A 21,188-nucleotide genomic window follows, 5' to 3' on the forward strand; every position below is an offset into this window, starting at 1 on the left:
CTTGAGCGCTGGATGAAGGCCGTGCCTATGAGATTTTTCCTGGGTGAGAGCAGCGAGAGCATTGCCGCCGGATCGCGGGCACTCCAGTTCTGTTCGACAACGGACTCGCCAAATCCGATGTCGGCCGCCGGCATGACCCTGTGGAAGAATCGTGGTCTGCCGGAGGATGCGCGGGAAGGGGGTGGGATTGCTCTGTAAAAATCAGCCGTATACCAGCCGCGGCAGAAACAGCACCAGATCCGCCCAGAAGGTGAGAATCAGAAGTATAAGGATTTGCACGATGATGAACGGCATGACCGCCCGGGTCACGTAGATGATATCCCGGTTGACGACTGCGCCGGAAATATAAAGACTCACCCCCAGTGGCGGCGTGCAGTAGCCGATGCCGAGATTGATTGTCATAATGAGTCCGAAATGCATGGTATCTATTCCGAATTTGCCGAGCAGGGGAAGAAAGATCGGAGTCAGGATCAAGGTTGCCGAGATGATGTCCATGAACATGCCGATTATTAACAGCAGGATGTTCACGGCGAGGAGAAAGACCCAGGGGGAGCCGATGTTCTCGACAACCACTGCGGCTATCTTGCCGGGTATTTGTTCGAAGGTCAGGTACTCGCCGAACACCGAAGCCCCGGCGACGATGATGAGAAGCGACGCCGAGGTGATCGCCGAAGACAGCATTACTCCTTTGATATCCTTCAGTTTCATGTCCTTATGGATGACGATTTCCACGAAAAAGGCATAGAAACAGGCAACTACGGCGGCTTCGTTGGCGGTGAACAGGCCTGAATAAATGCCGCCGAAGATCAGAACCGGCAGCATCAACGCCCAGAAACTTTCCCTGAAGACTGCGAGGACCTCTGCCAGTGTTGGTTTATTGTGGCGCTCCATGCCCATTTTTCTGCAGACGACGTAGGCGTAAAGGCACATCGCGACCATAATGAGAACGCCGGGAATAAAGCCGGTGAGAAAAAGGGCCTCGAGCTGGTCGTTGGTGACCATGGAATAGAGGATCATCGAAATCGACGGTGGAATGACGATACCGAGGACGGGGGCGGTCGTCATGATACCGATTGAGAATTTTTCATCGTAGCCGTGTTTGATGAGGGCCGGGATCATGAAGCCGCCTATGGCGACCATGGTCGCCACGGTTGAGCCGGAAATGGCCCCGAAAAAACCGCAGGCAAGAACCCCGGCCATGGACAGGCCGCCGGGAAGAAAACCGACCAGGACATTGGCGGTTTTGATGAGTTTTGCGACAATCGAGCCGGTGGTCATGATATTGCCGCAGAGGATAAAAAACATCACCACCACCAGGGCAAATTTATCCATGCTCCGGTACAGCACCTCGATGACGATCTGCGGATCGATCCCCACCATAAAGACCAGGCCGACGGTGCCGGCCAGGAAGAGAGACAGATATACCGGGACCATCGACACCAGACAGCCGACGAGGATGGCTAAAATCAGGAGGTAGCTGTTGTCCATGCCCTAGTTTCCTCCCGCACTGTCGGTGTCGTCAGCGATTTTCTCCCGGAGCATTGGCCCCTGTTTTACGGTCCAGTCATTGCCCATGGCGAGAAGCGTTCGAAAAAACATCATGATGCCCATCAGCGGCAGCACTGCATAGAAAAGGTACTCGGGTATCTGCAGGGTGGCGGTGCGGGCAAATTCGTCTTTGTACATCATGATGGTCATCTGCGTGCCAAGATAGACCATGATCGCCGAGAAGCCGAGGACCGCCAGATGGGAGAAAAGCATCAGCGGTCTTTTCAGGGAGGGGAAAATCTGCGGCAAGGCATCGATGCGGATGGTCGAACGGGTGCGGACGGCGGCCACCGCCCCGATATAGGTGAGGATAAAGATGCCTTTACGGACCACTTCATCCGACCAGTACAGACTGACCTCGCTGGTGGTTTTGCGGAGGATGACGTTGGCCATGGCGGTGACCAGGGCAACGGTGACCGTAACGACGATGCTCCATTCTTCTATCTCTTTGCAGATGCGGTCAATTTTTGAAAAAGTGGTCGATATCATAGGCAATGGGAAAGGTGAGGAGAAGCGATGCGGAAATGTCCGGTTCCTTGTCGTGTCGGCAACGAGGCTGAACGCGTCATGGGCCAACGATATCAAGCAAGGGCATGACCGGCAAAGGGGGAATGCGCCTTTGCCGGTTCCTGTGCAGACAGATTATTTGTCGAGCGTCGCCCGCACCTTGGCTTGATATTCCGGGCCTATCTTTTTGCCCCATTCGCTCAGGAGGGGTTCGGACATTTCTTTCAACTGCTTGATATCGGCGTCGGAGAGTTGAATGAATTCGACCCCGGCTTCTTTGGCCTGGGCGATTTGCTCGGCGTGTTGTTTACGGGTAAGGTCACGGGAATTGGCGCTTTCCTCGGCGATTACCGTCAGGAGGATTTCCTGAAGATCTTGCGGCAGTTTGTCCAGCCAGCGCTTATTGATCATGTGGACAAACAACCCCTGGGCATAATTGAGTTCGGTGAAGTATTTGGCGATGGTGAATTTTTTGGTGATGTTGCAGACAATGGCGCTATGGTCGAGGCCGGTAATGACCCCGGTCTGCAGGGCCTGCGGCACATCCGGCCAGGGCATGACGGTGAATTTCAATCCCCACGCCTTGTAGGTATCGGTGTTTACGGGTGCCTCGGCAATACGGAAATTTATCGTCTTGGCATCGGCGATGGTCCTCACCGGGGTTGTCGTCGCCCAGCCGTAGGGGCCGTAACCGGTGACATCGACCACCTTCAGACCCTGGCTTTCGGTGCTTTTGGCAAAGGGCTCCCACAGCTCCGGGGTGTTACGGAAGGCGTCGAGTTTGTCGAAGGTGTCGACGACATAGGGGAGATTGACGATGCCGAGAATATCGGCGACGTTGGCGGCGGCCACAGAGGAGCTGAGCATGCCCTGGACGGCGCCCATTTTCAGCTTGCTGATGACGTCTTTTTCACCGCCGAGTATCGCCAGCGGCCGGAAATCGATATACAGGCGACCGCCGGATTTTTCCCAGACCTTGTCGCGCATTCGGTAACCGACGCCGATGCCGTCCATTGCCGGATGGGAGATGGCGGAAAGGATATAGGTGTATTCCGCCCCGCTCGGGTCAAATTTCGGTTGCCATGCCTCAAGCGGATTCTTCGTATCTTCTGTCATGGCCGTCGTCGGCAGGCAGAATGCGAGCAGGATCAGGGCGAGTAAAAGTCTTTTCATGGTAACGCCTCCTTGAGTGGTTTGCTCTGTTGTGGTGAGGTGAGGTGATAAGACATCGCTTTCCAAGACAGCTCTGAAAAACCGGCTCCTGATCGAAGCCGCTCTATCTACGCTTGAAGGTGTATCTTTTTTAAGTCTATCTTACAAGATATTATTCGTATAGCCACTATGCCTCTTCGCCTCCTCTGTCCTGTTCCGCCTCGCCCATCCTGTCGAGCGCCAGCATGTAGTTGCGGATCAGGCGATTGCGGAAGCCTGCCTCGCAATAACTGAAGTAGTATTCCCATTTGCGGAGAAAGGCGGCGTCAAAACCCAGGGCCATGACCTGCTCGCTCTGATTCAGCAGGGCCTGGCGCCAGAGCGTCAGAGTCCGGACGTAGTGCCGGCCGATATCTTCCATCTCGCAGACATTGAGGCCGGTACTTCTGGTCATGGCGGCAACGATTGCCCCGAAGGAGGGGAGATGGCCGCCGGGGAATATGTGTTTGCGTATCCAGTCGGCCCCCAGGCGGTACTGCAGGTATTTCTGGTCAGGCATGCTGATGACCTGCAGGGCGATTCTGCCGTGCGGGAGAAGGAGGCGGTCGAGAGTCCGGAAGTACAGCGGCAGATGGCGATGGCCCACGGCCTCGAGCATCTCGATCGAGACAATCTTTGAAAACCGGCCCTGGACGTGGCGGTAGTCGGTGAGCTGGACCTCGATCTTGTCTTCCAGTCCTTCCTCTTTGACCCGGCGGGTCGTCCAGTCGTACTGTTGCTGGGAAATGGTGATGCCGAGCAGCCGGCAGCCGGTCTGCCTCACCGCCTCCAGGGCGAACCCACCCCAACCGCAGCCGATTTCCAGCACATGATCCTCCGGACCGATGCCGGCCAGTGCGATCATCCTCCGGAACTTGTTGTGCTGCGACTGCTCGAGGCTGTCGTCGTCGCTGAGAAAAATCCCGCTGGAATACGACATGGTCGGATCGAGGAAGAGGCGATACAGGTCGTTGCTGAGATCGTAGTGCTCCCGGATATTGCGGCGGCTGCCGGCGGGAGTATTGGTGCGGAGCAGGTGGGCGATGAAATTGGCGATCCTCCCCGGTACGGCCGCCAACAGCTTCCTGTCGTTTATGACCTCTTCCCGGTGAGAGAGCAGCGAGAGCAGTCCCACCAGATCGGGGGTGCTCCAGTCGTTCTCCACAAAGGACTCGCCAAAGCCGACGTCGGCCGCCAGCATGACCCGTTGGAAGAATCGCGGCCTGTGCACCGTCATGGCGACCTGCGGCAGGCTGCCGGGACTGCCGAAATGCAGCGGTTCGCCCTTGGGCAGGGTCATGGTGAGCTGGCCGTGATCGAGTTTTCTCAGGAATCCGGTCACGACCTTCATCCCCAGCCGCTCCAGCAGCGGCGGCGGGGCCTCGCGGATGGTCAGCGCCGAGCAGGGCTCCGGTTTCGTGTAGACCTTGAGGCCCTTCTGCAGATACAGACGTGCGGCCTGCCGAAGGATGCGGGGGAAGGTCATGACGGCCCGCAGCGGATGGAGAAGGACGGTGCGGGCCAGGGTCCGGCTGTCAAGGGGCCGGCTGGTGCCGGTAAAGGAGGCCTCGAGCGCCACGTGGTCTTCAAGAAAGTAATTGATTTTTAGAGAAAGTTTGTCTTCCGGCAGGGTCAGGTCAAAGTGATAGCGGCCGGTGCGCGGGAAAAAGGGCGAGACATGGAACATTTTCTCAGTATGGAAGGTCTGGTCTTCTCCTTCGTTTTTGAGCACGTAGAGATGGGTCTCGCCGAAGGTGTTGTTGACTTGGGCCAGCACGCAGAAAACCTTGCCGCTATCATCCAGACAATAAAAGAAGCTTGCGGGATTGAAGACATAGCCGAACTGGCGCAAGGCGGTGAGCAGCATGATCCGGGCGGCAGGCCGGGCAATGCCGTTGTCGTGCAGCGCCCTCTGAACCTTGGGCCGGAGTCCCCCTTCACCGGGATACAGGTAATCCCGATCATACAGGGACACAGGCCGCAGCCGGTTGTGGCCGAACCAGTTCGAATCCCGCTGCAGCATCGGCAGTTCATCGAGATCGAGGAGGTAGAGGTGCAGGCTGTAGACGAAGTGGTGATTGGCGATGTGCGTTCGAACGTGACGCAACTGCCCGGTATAGATCCGTGAATTCATTCCCAGCCCCTCCCGAGTCGGGCCACGGCCTGGTAACTCGAGCGAACGGCGTCTTCATGGAAGCCGTAGCCGAAATAACTGCCGCAGAAGCAGGTATTGTTGACCCCGTTCAACGATGGCAGGGCAGCCTGGGTGGCCATCGAACGCTCGGTGTAGACGGGATGATGATAGATCATCCGGGCGATAACCTGCCGCTCGTCGTATGCGCTCGGACGGTTGAGGGTCACGAGATACTGGTGCTGGGTTGTCAGGCCCTGAAGCAGGTTCATCGAATAGGTGACAAAGGCCGGCTGCTCCGGTCCGGCGTTGCCGTCGCGCTTGAAATTCCAGCAGGCCCAGGCCCGCCGCATCGGCGGCAGCACCGAGATGTCGGTGTGGAGGACGGTGCTGTTCGCCTCATACCTCCAGGGGGCCAGAAGCCGTTTTTCATCCGGCGTCGGGTCTGCGAGCAGACTGAAAGCCTGATCGGCATGGACGGCGATGACCACCTCGTCGAAATGCTCGATGGAGCGGTCGGCCAATTCGAGACGGACGCCGTCCGGGGTGCGGGTAATCTTGCGGATCGGCGAGCGAAGATGGAGTGAGCCGGTGAACCGGTTGGTAAAGGCCTTGACGTAACTGCTGCTGCCGCCGGCAACCGTCCTCCAGGCCGGCCTGTTGCGAAGGGATAACAAGCCGTGATTTTTGAAAAACAGCAGAAAGGAACGGGCCGGGAAGTCCAGGATCTGGCCGGTGGGAGCCGACCAGATGGCGGCGGCCATCGGTTTGAGATAATTGTCCACCATGAAGGGCATGTACTGGTGGCGGCGGACGTATTCCCGCAGACTGCCGAGTTGTTCTTCCCGTTGCAGGTCGGCCAGACCCTGTTTGGAAAAACGGGCGATCTCGAGGAGGAAACGGTAGAATCGCGGACTGAAGAGATTGGTGCGCTGGGCGAACAGGCCGTTGAGGTCGTTGCCGGCGTAGGCGAAGCCGGTCTGCCGGCAGTGGAAGCCGAAGGACATCTCGGACAGCCGCGATGGCACCTCCAGCTCGGCTAGAAAACGGATGAAATGCGGGTAGGTGGCCTCGTTGAAGACGATGAAGCCGGTGTCGACCGGGGTGCCGGCGTCCGGGCCATCGGGGATGGCGATGGTATGGGTGTGGCCGCCGAGGTATTCGCCCGCCTCGAACAGGCTGACCCGGCGGGTCTTCTGGAGGAGATGGGCGGCGACTATGCCGGCCACGCCCCCGCCGATGACTGCTGCATGCTTCCTGTATTCCTCCGTCATGTCTGTCAATTCCTCTCCGAATCTCTATCGGTGTGGTGCTGGCTCCGGCGTGGAAACCAGGGAAAAAAGGCATTGGTTCCGGCCCTGTAGGCCTCGAACTCGGGATTGCCCCGGTATTTCTCCTCCAGCATCGGGATGCCTGAAACCTTGAGGAGGAGGAAGTTGATGGTCAGGGGGCTGATCAGGCCGAAGATCCCGGCAGGCGCGCCCAATCCGATGAGGAAGATGCCCCACCAGAGGGTTGCCTCGCCGAAATAATTGGGATGGCGGCTGAGGCGCCACAGTCCGTGGGTGATGATCTTGCCGCGGTTGCCCGGATCGCGCTTGAAACGTACCAGTTGCCAGTCACTGACCGCCTCGAAAAAAAAGCCCACGGAAAAAAGCAGGAATCCGAGCAGATCTCTCCAGCCGAGCATCTCGCCGGGATTGTCGAGCACCAGCAGGACCGGCAGCGAAACCAGCCACACCACCGCCCCCTGCAGCATATATATCTGCAGAAAACTGCGCCAGACAATGGTGGCGCCCCAGTCCTCACGAAATTTGCGATAGCGGAAGTCCTCGCCCCGGCCCCGGTGGCGCAGGCCGATGTGCAGACCGAGACGCAGCCCCCAGAGACCGACCAGGACCAGGAGCAGCAGCGCCCGGGGATGGCGGCTGGTCTCCGGACCCAGGAGCCAGGCGCCCCAGCAGGCGGCGATGAAAGCCGGACCGTAGGCGATATCGATGAGACTGTTGTCCCTGGCCTTGAGACCGATCAGGTACATACAGACCATGTAGAGAAGAAGAACAAAGGCGGCATCGCCGAAAATTTCAGTCATGGAGCACTCTCTTTACCCCAGCCGGGCACCGATCAGGTAGGCGGCGCCGGACACCAGGGTGCAGAGCAGGGTGCCCCAGCCGATATCGACGACGCTGACCAGCACCGGCCAGTCCCGAAGGGTGGCCAGGTTGGTGAGGTCATAGGTGGCGTAGGTGAAAAAACCGAAAAGGGCGCCGGACAGACAGGCCCGGCCAAGTGAGCCCGCCTCGAGCCCCGGCCGCACGGCAAAGAACAGGATGCCGGCGATGTAGATGAAGTAGAAGAGCAAGGCGGCCGTCCAGTTGACCTGGGGGCTCAAAAGTGAGTGCAGTTGCTCCCTGTAAAAATTTCTGGCCACGAGACCAAGCCAGATCATGTCGATCAGGAAAAACACCGGAACGGTCAGCAGATAGAGCTTCAGCCAGAATGCAGTATTCATCAGCGTGTCTCCAGTGCTAAAAAAAATTAACGGCGGCGCGGTTATTGCCGGTTCGGCCGTCTTTTGCAGGGCAGAAAATCCTTAACGATTGCTCATAAGCTTATTTTAATATCCGAAAAAAGGGAAAAGCAAGATAGCGTGTTCGCAGAGTCCTGTCGGGCATCAAGGCAAGACACCGTATCACCTCGTGAATCACTCCCTGCCTGCCGGCATCTCGAGTTGCCGGACTTCCTGGAATCGGCTGACGAGGAGGTAGCGCTCGACGACTATTGTCATCAGGGCGGAGGATGGCTCAAGGGCAAAGGTTGTGAGTTCGGGATGTTTGTATAGAAAAACTCGGAGAAGGTCGGTTTTTTCCGGTCCCTGTTGCTCAGCCACACGACCGATGACGGTTGCGGCCACGGCATTGTCAAAATCAGCGGCCTCATTGGTCCGATTGTCGATGAGCATCGAAACCCGACTGCTAGACAGCATGTTGCGGAACTTCAAGGTGGAACGGCTGGTGAGGAAAAGCACGCGGTCAAGATCGTCGACAGCGGCAAAGGCCACCAGGCTGACATACGGTTCGGATGTGTCGCTTACCGTGGCCAGCACTCCCAGTTTCTGGTGCTGGAAAAGGTCCTTCAGCACTGTCGTTATCTTGTCCGGTGCCATCTGCTACCCCTCTCTTCTCATCGGTATTGGGCTCTGTTTTTTTCTGCCGGTTTTACGCCAAAAAAAGCAACTCCGGTGCCTTGCATATTAAAACCTGAATACATAGAATGGAGGCAGATGTAAACAGGGGTTTTGGCAGAACAGGCATCCCCCTGTAAAAGGCATTTACAAAGTACCAAACCACCAAAATTCTACCGAGGAGACCACCATGGCCGACGACAAAAATGTAGCTGGAGGTGATTATGGTTCAATGGTATGGGTGACTGACAGAGAAGGCAAGGAGTATGCCTGCTATCTCAAAGACATAAAAGCCCTGAAACCCAAAGAAAAACTGACCGAAGCAGAGAAGGCGAAATGTGTTGATGTGAGCACGGTTATTGGTAACTGGTAAGATCGAAGAGTTGCAGTACGTTGTGAAGGGCCTGCTCCCCTCAGGTGAGCAGGCCCTTTTTTTGTGGATCAGTTCTGCGGCGGTCTTCTCTCCGGTACGATCACGTGCGGGATCTTTCTGTCGTTCCAGTCGCGCGAGACGTAGAGCTGGCAGTAGCATGACCCGAATTCGTCGACATCGGGTTCTCTATACACACAGGGGCAGATGATGTCCCGATCCATCTCCCGCTGTCCTGCCGCCAGCCTGCAGGGACAGGACATGTAGCCATAGCGGTCCTTGTTGGTCAGCAGGCCTCGCAGCAGTTCAAACGTCCTTTCCTTGTCCTGATTGAAAAAATAGCCCTTCGCTTCCTGGGATTTTTTCAGCCCGTCGTAGAGATCGTCGACCTTGGTGCGTATGCCGATGGTTTCTTTGATTTCCTGCACCTTCATCCCGGTGATGATCCTTCCGTCGATGTCGATCGTCGGGAAGGAACAACTCGGGTTGATCCGGCGCAATTCACTGACAAGCGCCTCCCTTTCTTCGCCGAAGAGCAGATCGGCGTCGACGGATTCATGGGCCACATTGAGATCGGTCAGCATTTTTTTTATCGCCTGGCAGAAGGCGCAGGTCGTGATGCTGTACAGCTTTATCCTTTTTGTTTGCATAGAGATCCTCATCGTCGCTCTTTTTTATGATGGCGTACCGCGATAAACTCTCATAAAGAAATCGGGGTTCATTATACCAATAAGCAGCGCGTACCGAAACGATACGTAGGCTCATTTGATGCGCATGGTACTGCGCCCAGGGTGCAAGACGGCTGCGAACCAGCTGTCGGTCAGGGGAAAGAGGGGGTGTGACGGGAGGGGCGTAAGAGCTCTCCCCCTTGGCGCACATGTGCCGTTCTCGGCGGTGGCGATCATGACCGATAGCCGGTATAGTTGCGATGAAGAAAACAGCCCCGGCGTATACTGTCGAGAAATCTCTTGGTTATCATTTCACTCAAGATGAAGATGAAGAAGATATTGATCATTTTTGCTCACCCGGCAATTGCCCGTTCCAAAATCAATGCCGCAATGCGGGGAGCGGTCGAAGACCTTGGTGGGGTCACATTCCATGACCTGTATGCCATCTATCCCGATTTTTTGATCGACGTCGCCGATGAGCAGAAGCTGTGCCAGGCCCATGACGTCATCATCTTTCAGCATCCGCTCTACTGGTATTCGACTCCGGCGATATTGAAGGAGTGGCTCGATCTGGTGCTGCAGTACGGCTGGGCCTATGGTGTCAAGGGGCGGGCCCTGGAAGGGAAATATTTCTTCCAGGCATTGACCGCCGGAGGCGATACCGATTCCTATCGCAAAAATGGCCTCAACACCTTTACCATCGGCGAGTTGACGGCACCGTATCGGGCCACGGCGAACACCTGCCGAATGGAATGGCTTCCGCCCTTCACCGTCCTCGGCATGCACCGCGGAATGTCCGACGAGGAAATCAATAGACACGCCGAAGAGTACCGACGTGTGGTGACGGCCCTCCGGGACGGCACATTCGATATGCAGAAAGCGAAACAAAACGAATACTTGAACAGCAACCTCGATCTCACCATCAGGAAGGTATAGATATGGAACATTTTCTCCTCCAACTCTTCATCTTTCTGGCCGCCGCCGCCATTGCCGTGCCGCTGGCAAAAAAATGCGGTCTCGGGTCCATCCTTGGTTATCTTCTGGCCGGTATTGTTATCGGTCCCTTCGGCCTGTCCCTTATCGGCGACATCGAAGAGGTCATGCATTTTACCGAATTCGGCGTGGTGATGATGCTGTTTCTCGTCGGACTCGAGCTCAAGCCTTCCCTGCTTTGGCAGCTGCGCATCCCCATATTGGGCATGGGCGGCACCCAGGTGGTGCTGTCAAGTGCAGCCATCGGTGCAGTATCCCTGAGCGGTCTGCCGTGGCAGCAGGCTGTCGCCGTCGGTCTCATCTTATCGCTTTCTTCCACCGCCATTGTTCTTCAGACTCTTCGGGAAAGGGGGATCATGAACACCTCTCCGGGCAGGTCGATTTTTTCGGTCCTCCTGTTCCAGGATCTGGCGGTAATCCCCATCCTGGCAATCCTGCCGCTTCTGGCGACAGTAGCGGTGATTGACAGCGGCACTCACGGTTCCGCTCTTTTTGACACGTCCTCCCTGCCCGGTTACCTGCGTATTCTGGTGACGTTGCTGGCGGTGAGCTTCATCTTTTTCATCGGCAAATTTGCCAGCCGGCCGATTTTTCGCACCATCGCCTCGACCCGGGTCCATGAAATATTCGTGGCCGCCGCCCTGGCCCTGGTTGTCGGCATATCTCTTCTGATGATGGCGGTTGGACTGTCGCCTGCCCTGGGCACCTTCCTGGCCGGCGTGGTCCTGGCGGAAAGTGAATACCGGCATGAACTGGAAAGCGATATCCAGCCGTTCAAGGGGCTGCTGCTGGGAATATTTTTCATCTCCATCGGGGCAAGCCTCAATTTCACCCTGATCGGCGACCATGCCCCGTTGATCGCCGCTGTTGTCCTGGGTCTTCTCGGTATCAAGTGGCTCGTGCTGATGATCACCGGCACTCTCTTCAAGATGCCTCGAAGTGAGCGGGGGCTTTTCGCCATTGCTCTGGCCCAGGGCGGTGAATTTGCCTTTGTCCTTTTCCAGTATGCAAAGGTCAATGGAATATTGCCGAATGACGTCGTCGAGCCGCTCATTTCAGCCGTGGCGATATCCATGTTCCTGACGCCGCTGCTTTTTCTGCTGCATGCGAGGCTGACGGCGGGACATGACGGCGATAGGCAGGACAGGGCCGCCGACACCATCAGACATCAGGGAAACAGGGTGATTCTCGCAGGCTTTGGCCGGTTGGGCACCGATCTCGGCAGATTCCTCATCGCCTCCGGGATCAGGCCGGTCATTCTCGACCATGACGCGGCCAACGTCGATATCCTCCGTCGGTTCGGATTTGAGGTCTACTATGGTGATATCACCCGTCTGGACCTGCTTGCAGCCGCCGGGGCCGCAGAGGCGGAACTGATCGTCATAACGATCGGTGATGTCGAAAAAGCCCGGGAGCTGGTCCACCTGGTCCAGAAACACTACCCTCACCTCAAGATTGCCGCCAATGCCTCGGACCGCCCTGCCGCCTATGAGTTGATGGATGAGGGGGTTGCCATCATCCGCCGGGAGACCTTCGGAAGTGCATTGTCGCTGGGCCAGGATGTTTTGAAGTTGCTTGGCATGCACCCGTACGAGGCGTACAAGCTGATGCGGATTTTCAGGAAAAAAGACGAAGACAGTATGCCGGAATTATACAAAATACATCGCGATGACGAAGAAAAGTACATATCCATGTACCAGCAGCACAATGCCGATCTGGAAGAGTTGATGAAAATGGACCTCGATGCCGATATGGAGGAAGAACTCGATAAGGCCTGGAGTGTCGGCAAGCTGGAGGGATAAAATCGGGCCTGCACGAATTGACGCGGCTGTAACGGGTAAGGCAGGGGTAATAGATGTGAAACACCGCGAACGACAATCGTGATTTGACGATCTGTGGTCCGCGGGTCGGCCCCTGTCAACAACAAGCCACTACATCTGCACCCGCTCCGGAACCTTCCCCGACGCCAGGCGCACCCCCAACTCAAAGGCGCGTTTGCAGTCCTCCGGAAAGACCTCGGCATGGCGCTTGTATTTTGCCTCCTTGTCAAACAGTTCCGCCTCAAACTTGTCGTAATCGCTGTACTGTAGGGTATCTGTCGACAGGAGCAATTCGCAGGGGCCGAAGTGCATCTCCAGCATCTTTTTCGTTCGCTCAAAAAGCTGATCATAGCCCATCAGTTTGACCGTCTGTTCGGGAACATTCATCGTGTAGATCATAGCTGTATTGATCTTCCTTGGAAAAAGCGAGCGCACGTCTTTGGCGTATTGCAGGTAAGGAAAACAAAGACGTTCGAGAAATGCCCGGGTGGCGGCAGATTCGCAGCCATAATACACAGGACTGCCGATGATCAGGGCGTCCGCCTTGCGGACACGATCGAGAACCGCAGTCAAATCGTCCTGTACGGCGCAAACACCGTCCTTTTTGCGGCTTATTTTCTTGCAGGAGAAACAGCTTATACAGCCGGAAAAATTCAGATCATACAGTTGGATCAGCTCGGTCTGGGCCCCTGCTGATCCTGCACCTTCAAGGGCGTTATTCAGCAGCGAGACTGTATTCCATTTCTTTTTCCGTGGACTGCCGTTAAATGCCATGATCTTCATGAACAACCTCCTGTAATGTATCTTATGATATGCTCGGTTTGTTTTCTCACAGCATTGTAATCGTTTGTAATATACCAAATTATAGAAAAAATTCCCTGAAAATATTGGTAAGATAAAAATATTCGATTACCTGTAAGTTATACAGAACGATATGTCTGCAATTATCGAAGAACAAACGTCCGGTTTTTTTGATTAGCGAAAAAGGATAGATGCGGATTGATGTAATTGATATGAACTTGATATCATAGCCTTTAACAGTTGCCCGGTATGAAAATTAATAAAATAAATAAAACAAATACTTAATTCGCTTTTGTCGAGCGATTCGACCTCGTCTCTTCAAGCAGGAGGCCGATTTGACAACTCGATATATGACGTGTAGGGTGTCGAGAAAGATAAAAAGATCAACAACTGCACCCTATGCTTTCCAAAACCATTTTCCTTCATAATTCGCTGGCTGACTGGCTGTCGGCCGTCGGTATTGCTCTCATCATTTTTGCTGCCGCTCTTTTGGCCAGACGGGTCAGCCGGCAGAAGCTCGCTATCCTGGCCGACAAAACCGTCACCGCCTGGGACGACCTGCTGGTCGAACTCGTCGGTCGACTGTACGGTTTCTTTTTCCTCGCTGTAGCCGGTTACCTCGGATCGATGAAGCTCTTTATTCCCGAGCCCACCGGAACGATCTTCAGTCATGCCGTCGCCGTCATCGTCTTGATTCAGCTGGCGGTGCTGAGCACCCATACCGTGAGCTTCTGGGTCGCCCACATCCGCCGGCAGAAGATCGCGAGCGATGCCGGTACCGTTACCACGCTCACTTCGGTCGGTTTCGCCTTGCGGATGTTGATCTGGATCCTCCTGATCCTGATCGTTCTCGATAATCTGGGGGTGGATATCACTGCCCTGGTCGCCGGTCTCGGGATCACCGGTATCGCCGTGGCCATGGCGATGCAGAATATCCTCGGCGACCTTTTCGCCTCCTTCTCGATTGTCCTCGACAAGCCCTTCGTCATCGGAGATTTCATCGTCATCGACGATTGTATGGGGACGGTAGAGCATATCGGCCTGAAAACCACGCGTGTTCGCAGTCTTTCGGGTGAGCAGCTGATCTTCTCCAATGCCGATCTGTTGAAGAGCCGTATTCGCAACTACAAGCGGATGTATGAACGACGGGTCGTTTTTTCGCTTGGGTTGGTCTACCGGACGCCACCGGAGAAATTGAGTCAAGTACCCGATATAATACGCAATGCCGTCGAAAAGCATCCCCAGGCGCGCTTCGAACGGGCACACTTCAATGAGTATGGCGAGTCTGCTCTCAAGTTTGAAACTGTCTACTGGATTGCCAATCCCGACTACAACAGCTACATGGATATCCACCAGGCCATAAATCTCGATATTTACAGGCAATTCGTCGAGGCGGAAATTGAATTCGCTTATCCGACCCAGACCGTGATCGTTGAGCGGAAATCAGGAGCGACCCAAAGTTTTCCCTGCTGAAGAACGTGTTGCGGGGGCTGGCGATGAACCTGACGGTTCTGCGCAGGTGTGGGAGTGTTCGCCTTGATGCCAATGACGTGGCCCGCTGAACGTCACGAGAGAGGAGGCTTCATCAACGGCATACGATGTTTATGCCACACGAATTGGTAATGCGAGCACCATGTTGTGTGGATAGGGAAATGCCTTCGCACGATGCTCTACGAGAAATTTCGGAAAAATCTGAAGATGCGTTCCATGAACCGGCTCGGCAAAAAGAGAACAAGGTATTGGCAATGCGGCAAGCTCATTTTGCAAGAGCCTCTGGTGAGATGAGGATTTCCGGTTATAATAGTTTCTGATCGGTTGTGCCATTCAACTGAACGACCGACGGACGGAGCCGGCAAACCCTGTAACGAAGCCCCATAACTCATTATTTCATGGAGAACCAGTGTATTATGTCGATTGAATACAAAACGATCCTGTTTACATCGAATCTTTCCGCGGCCAGTCGCACCGCTTTCAGGCATGCACTTCTTCTGGCGAACCAATTTGATGCCAAACTCATACTGCTCCACGTCATGGAGCGATCGCCCAGCAATTATGAAAGCTACATGATCGGCCTCTTCGGCCAGGAACGGCTGCAGCAGGTATTGAAAAACAATACGGAAGAAGCCAAGCACGCCCTGGTCGGCAAGGTCACGCCGAAGCAGATGGCGCGGACCGCCCTGAGCGAATTCTCAAAGGAAAATGAAACGGGTGAAGAAAATTACGTCGTTCCTCCAAGTCAGATCGTGGTCAAGGAAGGGGGCGTTGTCGAGGTTATCCTCGAACAGGCGGCGGAAAAAAAATGTGATCTGATTGTCATGGGGGCAAGTGAGGGGTTGCTGTCCAGTTCTTCGGTTGGCGGCAATATCAAATCGGTATTGAAGAATTCGAAAATTCCGGTATTGGTCGTGCCGGTAAGCCACGAATAGAAGCCGGGCCGATTTCACCGACCGCTGCGGCTGGGACAGCCATCATGTGGCAACTTTCTGAAGCGAGACCTGTGATGCATATCCTGTGGACCGGCCAGACCGGTTGCTATGACAGTCGCGGTCGAGAGATCCCGTGTCCCGGGAGCGGCCAGGACGGTGAGATCAGGCCGGGCCGGCCCTGGCCCGATCCCCGCTTCAGGTTCATCGGCGGCGATATCGTCGAAGACCGGGCGACCGGACTGCTGTGGAGTGCCGACGCCAATCTCTTTTCCTTTCCGATGAGTTGGCAGGACGGGCTTGATGTTGCTCGCCAGATGCGGCGGGAAAGGGCCTTCGGCCGTGACGACTGGCGACTGCCGAACCGGCGTGAATTACGTAGCCTTGTAAGTCACCAGGCGAAAAAACCGGCGTTGCCCCACGATCACCCGTTTCGCAATGTCTTTCTCGGCTGGTACTGGACCTCGACCACCTCCGCCGTTGCGCCCGGATATGCCTGGTATGTCCACCTGGAAGGGGGAAGGATGTTTTACGGCAAAAAGGACAGCCAGTATCTGGTATGGCCGGTAAGCGGGGACAGCGGTGTATTGCCGGCAACCGGTCAGGCGACATGTTTCGACATGCGCGGCAATGAGGTGTTCTGCGACCACAGCGGCCAGGACGGGGAGTTGCAGCTCGGAGTCGACTGGCCGTCGGAGCGCTTTGTCCGGAGGGAACACGGCATCGAGGACCGGTTGACGGGGCTTCTCTGGTACGACCGCGGCGATCTGCCCGGCCGTCCTGCCGCCTGGGAGCAGGTCCTTGCGGCGGTTAAAACTCTTGCTTCAAAAACCGAGATCCCGTGGCGCCTGCCGACCATCAACGAGTTGGAGAGCCTGGTCGATGCCTCGGCCCATGCCCCGGCCCTTCCCCGACAGCACCCGTTTGCGGCGGTGCAGCCAGCGTACTGGTCCGCCACCACCAGCTACTTCGAGCCTGACTGGGCCTATGTCCTTTATTTCGACAAAGGGGCGGTGGGGGTGGGTTTCAAAATGAACGAAGAATTTTATCTGTGGCCGGTGGTGGGCCGGCAACGAGGCCCGGGGTTGTAAGGTTGACATTGGGCCGGAGGACATCTTCAGCGTTTGGGGGGCCGGCCTGTCCGCAATCGCAGACACGGTTCGCCGGCCTTGGTCCGGCAGGCATACACAGGTTCGGTGAAGAGTTTTCCAGACACCTTTCAAGGAATAATCGATGCGAACGATTTTACCCTCTCTGTGCCGGTATCTGGCACTTGCTCAGCAGGTTGTGATCGGTACTCTTGTCGAAAGCTCCGGGTCGGCGCCGCGCTGCTCCGGGGCCAGGATGCTGCTCGACCGGGATGGAACCCAGGTCGGAACCATCGGCGGCGGTGAGATGGAGGGAACCTGTCTCGCCAAGGCCGGGGATATGCTGGAGGGAGGACCGGATCATGCCCTCCTGCACTTTGCTGTGACCGCGGGCCAGGGCGCCGATGCCGGGATGATCTGCGGCGGAACGGTCCAGGTGCTGCTCCAGCGTTTGGCGCCGACCCACGAGACAGTGCAATTTTTTCAATCCCTGGCGGCGGATTTTGCCGGGAGAAAGAACCCGATCCTGCTGACCCTGTTTCAACCAGGTTGCCCGCCCCGTTTCCTGACCTATGTCCCCGGAGAGCGGTCGGTTATCGATCTCGCTCCCCGGCTTGTCGAGACGTTGGCCCGGCGGGCAGAGGCGGCCGATCGGCCCTTCATCGTTGCCGATGGTGCGACGAAACTTCATGCCGAACCTCTGATCAGCCCGGCACGGCTGTACCTGGCAGGGGCCGGCCACGTCGCCCTGGCCACCGCCCGACTGGCCCACTTCCTTGGGTTGGAAGTCATCGTTGTCGATGACCGGCCGGAGTTTGCCAGTCGCGCACGGTTTCCCGAGGCCTGCGAGGTGCGGGTCGTCGCCGCCTATGACCAGGGTCTTGAAGGGGTGCAGGCCGGTGATCATGTGGTAATCGCGACCAGGAGCCATGCGTTCGACAAGGAGGCCCTGGCCCAGTCCCTGGGCACTGCCGCCGGGTATATCGGCATGCTCGGCAGTCGCAGGAAGCGGGACGCCATCTACGCCGCCCTTCGGCGGGAGGGCGTTTCCGAGCGGGACCTGGGCCGGGTTCACTGCCCGATCGGACTGCCTATCGGTGGTGAGAGTCCGGCAGAGATTGCCCTTGGCATCATGGCCGAGATCCAGCAGAAGAAATACGGTCGGGCGGCATGAAGATTGCAACCCTGATTCCGGCGGCGGCGCCGGAGCGACGACAGGTCCCTGTCGCCATTCCGACCAGGTCGGAGGCCGAGGTCCTGGCGGCAATGATGCTGTCGGAGCCGGGTCTTGACCATGGCCGGCTGGTCGGTCGGGCGGCCGTCGCCCTGGCCCTGGCTCTCAACGCCAGGGGTTATGGGCTGAATATCGATCTGGTCTATGGCGCGGGGCTTCTCCATGATGTGGCCAAGGGGCAGCCCCATCATGAACGCCGGGGGGCGGAGATGCTGTCCGCGCTCGGTCTTGAGGAGATTGCCGCGATTGCCGCGGTGCACAACGATGCTGGGAGTGCGGCGGATCCGGCCCTTGCCGTCACCGACCGGTTAGGGGAAAAGGATATTGTCTGCCTCGCCGACAAGCTGTTCAGCGGCCCGCGTCGGGTCCGGATCGAGACAAGGTATGCCGAAAAGCTGGCAGCCGCCGGCGATAATGATGCGGCCCGCCGGGTGATATTCGGCTGGAGGGCTCGCGCCCTGGCCTTGAAGGCCATGGTCGAGCAGGCGGCTGGCCGCGATCTGGACACGATCCTGACGGCGGCGAAGGTATGCCCCCCGGAGCCTCCTGCAAAATGAACGTCTGCTGAGTTTGGCGTTGCCACCGGCGGGACGCATCTTCGGCGGCAAGGAACTCAAAGGAAAATCGCCAGTTCCGCTGCTACTGTCGATTATATGGTCCGCTTTCCTTCATGGCGCTGCGGGATTGTGATGATCTGGTCCCGGGCCCGTTCACATCCTCGAGAACTGCTTGATCCATCCCTCGAGCAGCGGCTTTTCGGCGTCGTCGATCTCGATGATCTCGCATCTGGACAGCAGCCAGTGATGCATGTCCATGGCGGCGCCATTCCATTCCTTTACCGAGAGCACCGGCTGTCCAAATTGTGATGCCGGATGATCACTGGTGATGTTGCACGTCAGTTCCACGTGTTCCCGATCGAAAATGTCAAAAGATCTGATTTTCATAGTCTGTCTCCATTTTGAAAGGTTGTTTGATATAACATGGATACCCGGTCCTGGCGATTCGGTCGAGAGAAAATCTACCTCGTGGTATATCGGGGGGATGCTGTTGCCGTAGCTTCGCCCGGGCGTTCAGGCGGCGGCGGGCCAATGCCGCCTGTCCGGTGTCGAGGCGGCCGAGTGCCGGTTTTTTCATCGGTTGCAACATGGTGGCGACGGGGTGCATGGAGCCTTCATGTGTTACTGTATGGGGCTGAGATTGCGATCAATTCCCGGTCACCATCAGGATGCCGAAACTGTTGATCTGTTTTCGAGACAATTGTATTCTTGGTATTTTTTTATATCTGTGGCAAATATGCGGTCTAGTGGTTCAATACAACGGGTTCTTAAGGGAGGTACGGATGGATCTTCAGGCATATTGCCCGGAAAAAGTGGTCACCGCCGACGAGGCGCTTTCGAAGATAAAAAACGGCAGTCGCATCTTCATCGGCACCGCTTGCGGCGAACCCCAGCATTTGATTCACAGCCTGGTCGCCAGCTCGTTCCTCCAGGACGCGGTGATTTACCAGATGCTTTCGATCACCCTGTCCAAGTATGTCGACGATCCCAACTTCTTCCGACGCTTCGCCCTGAAGTTGTTCTTTATCAGCGCCAGCATGCGCAAGGCGGCCTTCGAGGGTAGAATCGACTATCTGCCGGCCTACCTCTCCCAGATTCCCAACATGTTCGCCAGCCGTCGCATCGGCCTGGATGTGGCCCTGGTGCAGGTCAGTCCCCCCGACCGCTTCGGCTACTGCAGTCTGGGCGTATCGGTCGATATCACCAAGGCCGGCCTGGATGCCGCGCGCCTGAAGATCGTCCAGGTCAATCCCCGGATGCCCCGTACCTGGGGCGACTGCATCGTTCACGTCGACGACATCGATTACCTCGTCCCTTTCGAAGAACCCCTGGTGGAAGCGATACCGAAGGCCAAAAACCAGGAAGTGATCACCCGCATCGGGTACTACGTCAGTCAACTGGTGGAAGATGGGGCCACGGTTCAGGTCGGATTCGGCCACCTGGCCAACGCGATTCTGCCGCATTTGATGGATAAAAAGGATCTGGGGATCCACACCCAGGTCATTACCGATTCGTTCCTGCCCTTGCTGGAAAAAAACGTCATCACCAACAAGAAGAAGACGTTGCTGGACGGCCGGGTGGTGGCCTCGCTGTGCATGGGTTCGGAAAAGCTCTACAACTACGTTCACGACAACCCCCAGTTCTATTTCCGGGCCTCGGATTTCGTCAGCGACCCGGTGGTCATCGCCCGTAACGACAACATGGTTTCGATCTCCTCGGCCCTGGAGGTCGATCTCACCGGCCAGGTGTGCAGCGACTCCATGGGCTATCTGTTCTACAGCGGCATCGGCGACCAGGTTGATTTCTTGCGCGGCAGCGCCATGTCCAAGGGTGGCTTTACCATCATCGCCCTGCCGTCCACGGCCCAGGGGGGGAAGGTGTCGCGCATCGTCCCGAGTCTGAGCGAAGGCGCCGGGGTGGCCACCACCCGCGGTGACGTCAATTTCGTCGTCACCGAATACGGCATCGCCGAGCTCAAAGGCAAGAGCATTTACCAGCGGGTGATGGAACTGGCGCAGATCGCCCATCCGAAGTTCAGGGAAGAGCTGATCGATGTCGCCAAGAAGCACCACTACATTTTTGCCGACCAGATGCCGCCGGCCCAGGATGACCTGATCTTCCTGGAAGGGTATAAGACGAGTGTCACGCTGCGCAACGGCAAGGCCATCGAGTTCCGCCCCTTGCTGCCTTCGGATGAGTTTGCCTATCGCAATTTCTTCTACTCGCTGAAAGAGGAAACCATCTTCATGCGCTTCTTTTACAAAAGGAAGCTGTTCTCCCATGAGCATGCCCAGCAGCAGTGGGCCAGCGTCGACTACCGCAAGAATATGTCCATCATCGGCCTGGTTCAGAGCCGCGGCTTCCAGGAGATCGTCGCCATCGGCACCTACGCCGACGAGGGCACCGGCCGGGCGGAGGTGGCCTTCGTGGTGCGTGAAGATTTCCAGGGCCTGGGTGTCACTTCCCACATGCTGCCGTTGCTTGAGGTCATCGCCAAGGAAAACAATTTTCAAGGCTTTGTGGCCACCGTGCTGAAGGAAAATAGAGCAATGATGCGGATCTTCAAGAAAAGATATCCCAACGCCAAGGTCGATACGAGCAGCGCTCTCGACAACACCATCATCATGGATTTCAACTAGGCGCAGTTGCAGCGGCCGACCGCGCCATCCATCC

At 56.7% G+C, this 21,188-nt stretch carries 21 protein-coding genes; 10 read left to right on the forward strand and 11 right to left on the reverse strand.

Annotated features, from left to right (window positions below):
* The first annotated feature begins 21 nt into the window (after positions 1-21).
* On the forward strand, positions 22-198 hold the full coding sequence (locus HNQ81_RS11770) for a hypothetical protein (RefSeq protein ID WP_183351499.1): 177 nt from the start codon (positions 22-24) through the stop codon (positions 196-198).
* 3 nt (positions 199-201) lie between these two features.
* Here HNQ81_RS11770 and HNQ81_RS11775 read toward each other — a convergent pair whose 3' ends face one another.
* The 8 genes from HNQ81_RS11775 to HNQ81_RS11810 form a co-directional block, all read right to left on the reverse strand.
* Positions 202-1,488 (reverse strand): TRAP transporter large permease, encoded by a 1,287-nt coding sequence (locus tag HNQ81_RS11775; protein ID WP_183351500.1) that lies wholly within the window; start codon positions 1,486-1,488, stop codon positions 202-204.
* A gap of 3 nt (positions 1,489-1,491) precedes the next feature.
* A complete protein-coding gene (locus HNQ81_RS11780; RefSeq protein ID WP_183351501.1) occupies positions 1,492-2,037 on the reverse strand; it encodes a TRAP transporter small permease in 546 nt (181 codons plus the stop codon).
* 153 nt (positions 2,038-2,190) lie between these two features.
* Positions 2,191-3,228 (reverse strand): TRAP transporter substrate-binding protein, encoded by a 1,038-nt coding sequence (locus tag HNQ81_RS11785; protein ID WP_183351502.1) that lies wholly within the window; start codon positions 3,226-3,228, stop codon positions 2,191-2,193.
* 166 nt (positions 3,229-3,394) lie between these two features.
* Positions 3,395-5,380 (reverse strand): DUF1365 family protein, encoded by a 1,986-nt coding sequence (locus tag HNQ81_RS11790; RefSeq protein ID WP_183351503.1) that lies wholly within the window; start codon positions 5,378-5,380, stop codon positions 3,395-3,397.
* Positions 5,377-6,651, reverse strand: a complete 1,275-nt coding sequence (locus tag HNQ81_RS11795) for an NAD(P)/FAD-dependent oxidoreductase (RefSeq protein ID WP_183351504.1) — start codon at positions 6,649-6,651, stop codon at positions 5,377-5,379. The genes HNQ81_RS11790 and HNQ81_RS11795 overlap by 4 nt, the downstream gene beginning before the upstream one ends.
* A 5-nt stretch (positions 6,652-6,656) precedes the next feature.
* Positions 6,657-7,469 (reverse strand): DUF1295 domain-containing protein, encoded by an 813-nt coding sequence (locus tag HNQ81_RS11800; RefSeq protein ID WP_183351505.1) that lies wholly within the window; start codon positions 7,467-7,469, stop codon positions 6,657-6,659.
* Positions 7,470-7,481: 12 nt separating this feature from the next.
* A complete protein-coding gene (locus tag HNQ81_RS11805; RefSeq protein ID WP_183351506.1) occupies positions 7,482-7,889 on the reverse strand; it encodes a DUF2177 family protein in 408 nt (135 codons plus the stop codon).
* A 192-nt stretch (positions 7,890-8,081) separates the two neighbouring features.
* Positions 8,082-8,543 (reverse strand): pyridoxamine 5'-phosphate oxidase family protein, encoded by a 462-nt coding sequence (locus HNQ81_RS11810; RefSeq protein ID WP_183351507.1) that lies wholly within the window; start codon positions 8,541-8,543, stop codon positions 8,082-8,084.
* Between the two features lie 208 nt (positions 8,544-8,751).
* Between HNQ81_RS11810 and HNQ81_RS11815 the strand changes: the two genes are divergently transcribed.
* The gene (locus HNQ81_RS11815) at positions 8,752-8,934 is read left to right on the forward strand and encodes a hypothetical protein (RefSeq protein WP_183351508.1); all 183 of its coding nucleotides are present in this window, start codon (positions 8,752-8,754) and stop codon (positions 8,932-8,934) included.
* A 68-nt stretch (positions 8,935-9,002) separates the two neighbouring features.
* On the opposite strand, the gene HNQ81_RS17860 is transcribed toward HNQ81_RS11815, so the two are convergent.
* A complete protein-coding gene (locus HNQ81_RS17860) occupies positions 9,003-9,581 on the reverse strand; it encodes a ferredoxin-thioredoxin reductase catalytic domain-containing protein (protein ID WP_183351509.1) in 579 nt (192 codons plus the stop codon).
* Between the two features lie 345 nt (positions 9,582-9,926).
* On the opposite strand from HNQ81_RS17860, the gene HNQ81_RS11825 reads away from it, so the two are divergent.
* Together HNQ81_RS11825 and HNQ81_RS11830 are read left to right on the forward strand one after the other, a co-directional pair.
* Positions 9,927-10,535, forward strand: coding sequence for an NAD(P)H-dependent oxidoreductase (locus tag HNQ81_RS11825; protein ID WP_183351510.1), 609 nt, complete (start codon positions 9,927-9,929; stop codon positions 10,533-10,535).
* Positions 10,536-10,537: 2 nt separating this feature from the next.
* Positions 10,538-12,394 carry a monovalent cation:proton antiporter-2 (CPA2) family protein gene (locus HNQ81_RS11830; protein WP_183351511.1) on the forward strand — a complete coding sequence of 619 codons (1,857 nt, stop codon included), beginning with the start codon at positions 10,538-10,540 and terminating at the stop codon, positions 12,392-12,394.
* A gap of 129 nt (positions 12,395-12,523) precedes the next feature.
* On the opposite strand, the gene HNQ81_RS11835 is transcribed toward HNQ81_RS11830, so the two are convergent.
* The gene (locus tag HNQ81_RS11835) at positions 12,524-13,195 is read right to left on the reverse strand and encodes a flavodoxin family protein (protein ID WP_183351512.1); all 672 of its coding nucleotides are present in this window, start codon (positions 13,193-13,195) and stop codon (positions 12,524-12,526) included.
* Positions 13,196-13,612: 417 nt separating this feature from the next.
* Between HNQ81_RS11835 and HNQ81_RS11840 the strand changes: the two genes are divergently transcribed.
* From HNQ81_RS11840 to HNQ81_RS11860, 5 genes are all read left to right on the forward strand, one after another.
* On the forward strand, positions 13,613-14,686 hold the full coding sequence (locus HNQ81_RS11840) for a mechanosensitive ion channel family protein (RefSeq protein WP_183351513.1): 1,074 nt from the start codon (positions 13,613-13,615) through the stop codon (positions 14,684-14,686).
* Between the two features lie 434 nt (positions 14,687-15,120).
* The gene (locus HNQ81_RS11845; RefSeq protein WP_183351514.1) at positions 15,121-15,639 is read left to right on the forward strand and encodes a universal stress protein; all 519 of its coding nucleotides are present in this window, start codon (positions 15,121-15,123) and stop codon (positions 15,637-15,639) included.
* A 74-nt stretch (positions 15,640-15,713) separates the two neighbouring features.
* Positions 15,714-16,727 (forward strand): Lcl C-terminal domain-containing protein, encoded by a 1,014-nt coding sequence (locus HNQ81_RS11850; RefSeq protein ID WP_183351515.1) that lies wholly within the window; start codon positions 15,714-15,716, stop codon positions 16,725-16,727.
* A gap of 142 nt (positions 16,728-16,869) precedes the next feature.
* Complete coding sequence (locus tag HNQ81_RS11855; protein WP_183351516.1) at positions 16,870-17,898, forward strand: XdhC family protein; 1,029 nt, start codon at positions 16,870-16,872, stop codon at positions 17,896-17,898.
* Complete coding sequence (locus HNQ81_RS11860) at positions 17,895-18,515, forward strand: HD domain-containing protein (protein ID WP_183351517.1); 621 nt, start codon at positions 17,895-17,897, stop codon at positions 18,513-18,515. Before HNQ81_RS11855 ends, HNQ81_RS11860 begins: the two co-directional genes overlap by 4 nt.
* A 153-nt stretch (positions 18,516-18,668) precedes the next feature.
* Here the strand turns inward: HNQ81_RS11860 and HNQ81_RS11865 are convergent, their stop codons facing one another.
* Positions 18,669-18,902: a hypothetical protein gene (locus tag HNQ81_RS11865; protein WP_183351518.1), complete on the reverse strand. Its 234-nt coding sequence runs from the start codon at positions 18,900-18,902 to the stop codon at positions 18,669-18,671.
* A 395-nt stretch (positions 18,903-19,297) separates the two neighbouring features.
* Here HNQ81_RS11865 and HNQ81_RS11870 point away from each other — a divergent pair, with 395 nt between their 5' ends.
* Entirely contained in the window at positions 19,298-21,154 is a 1,857-nt protein-coding gene (locus HNQ81_RS11870) for a GNAT family N-acetyltransferase (protein ID WP_183351519.1), read from the forward strand.
* Positions 21,155-21,188 lie beyond the last annotated feature (34 nt).

The organism is Desulfoprunum benzoelyticum, from assembly GCF_014201505.1.
Classification (GTDB): Bacteria; Desulfobacterota; Desulfobulbia; order Desulfobulbales; family Desulfocapsaceae; genus Desulfoprunum; species Desulfoprunum benzoelyticum.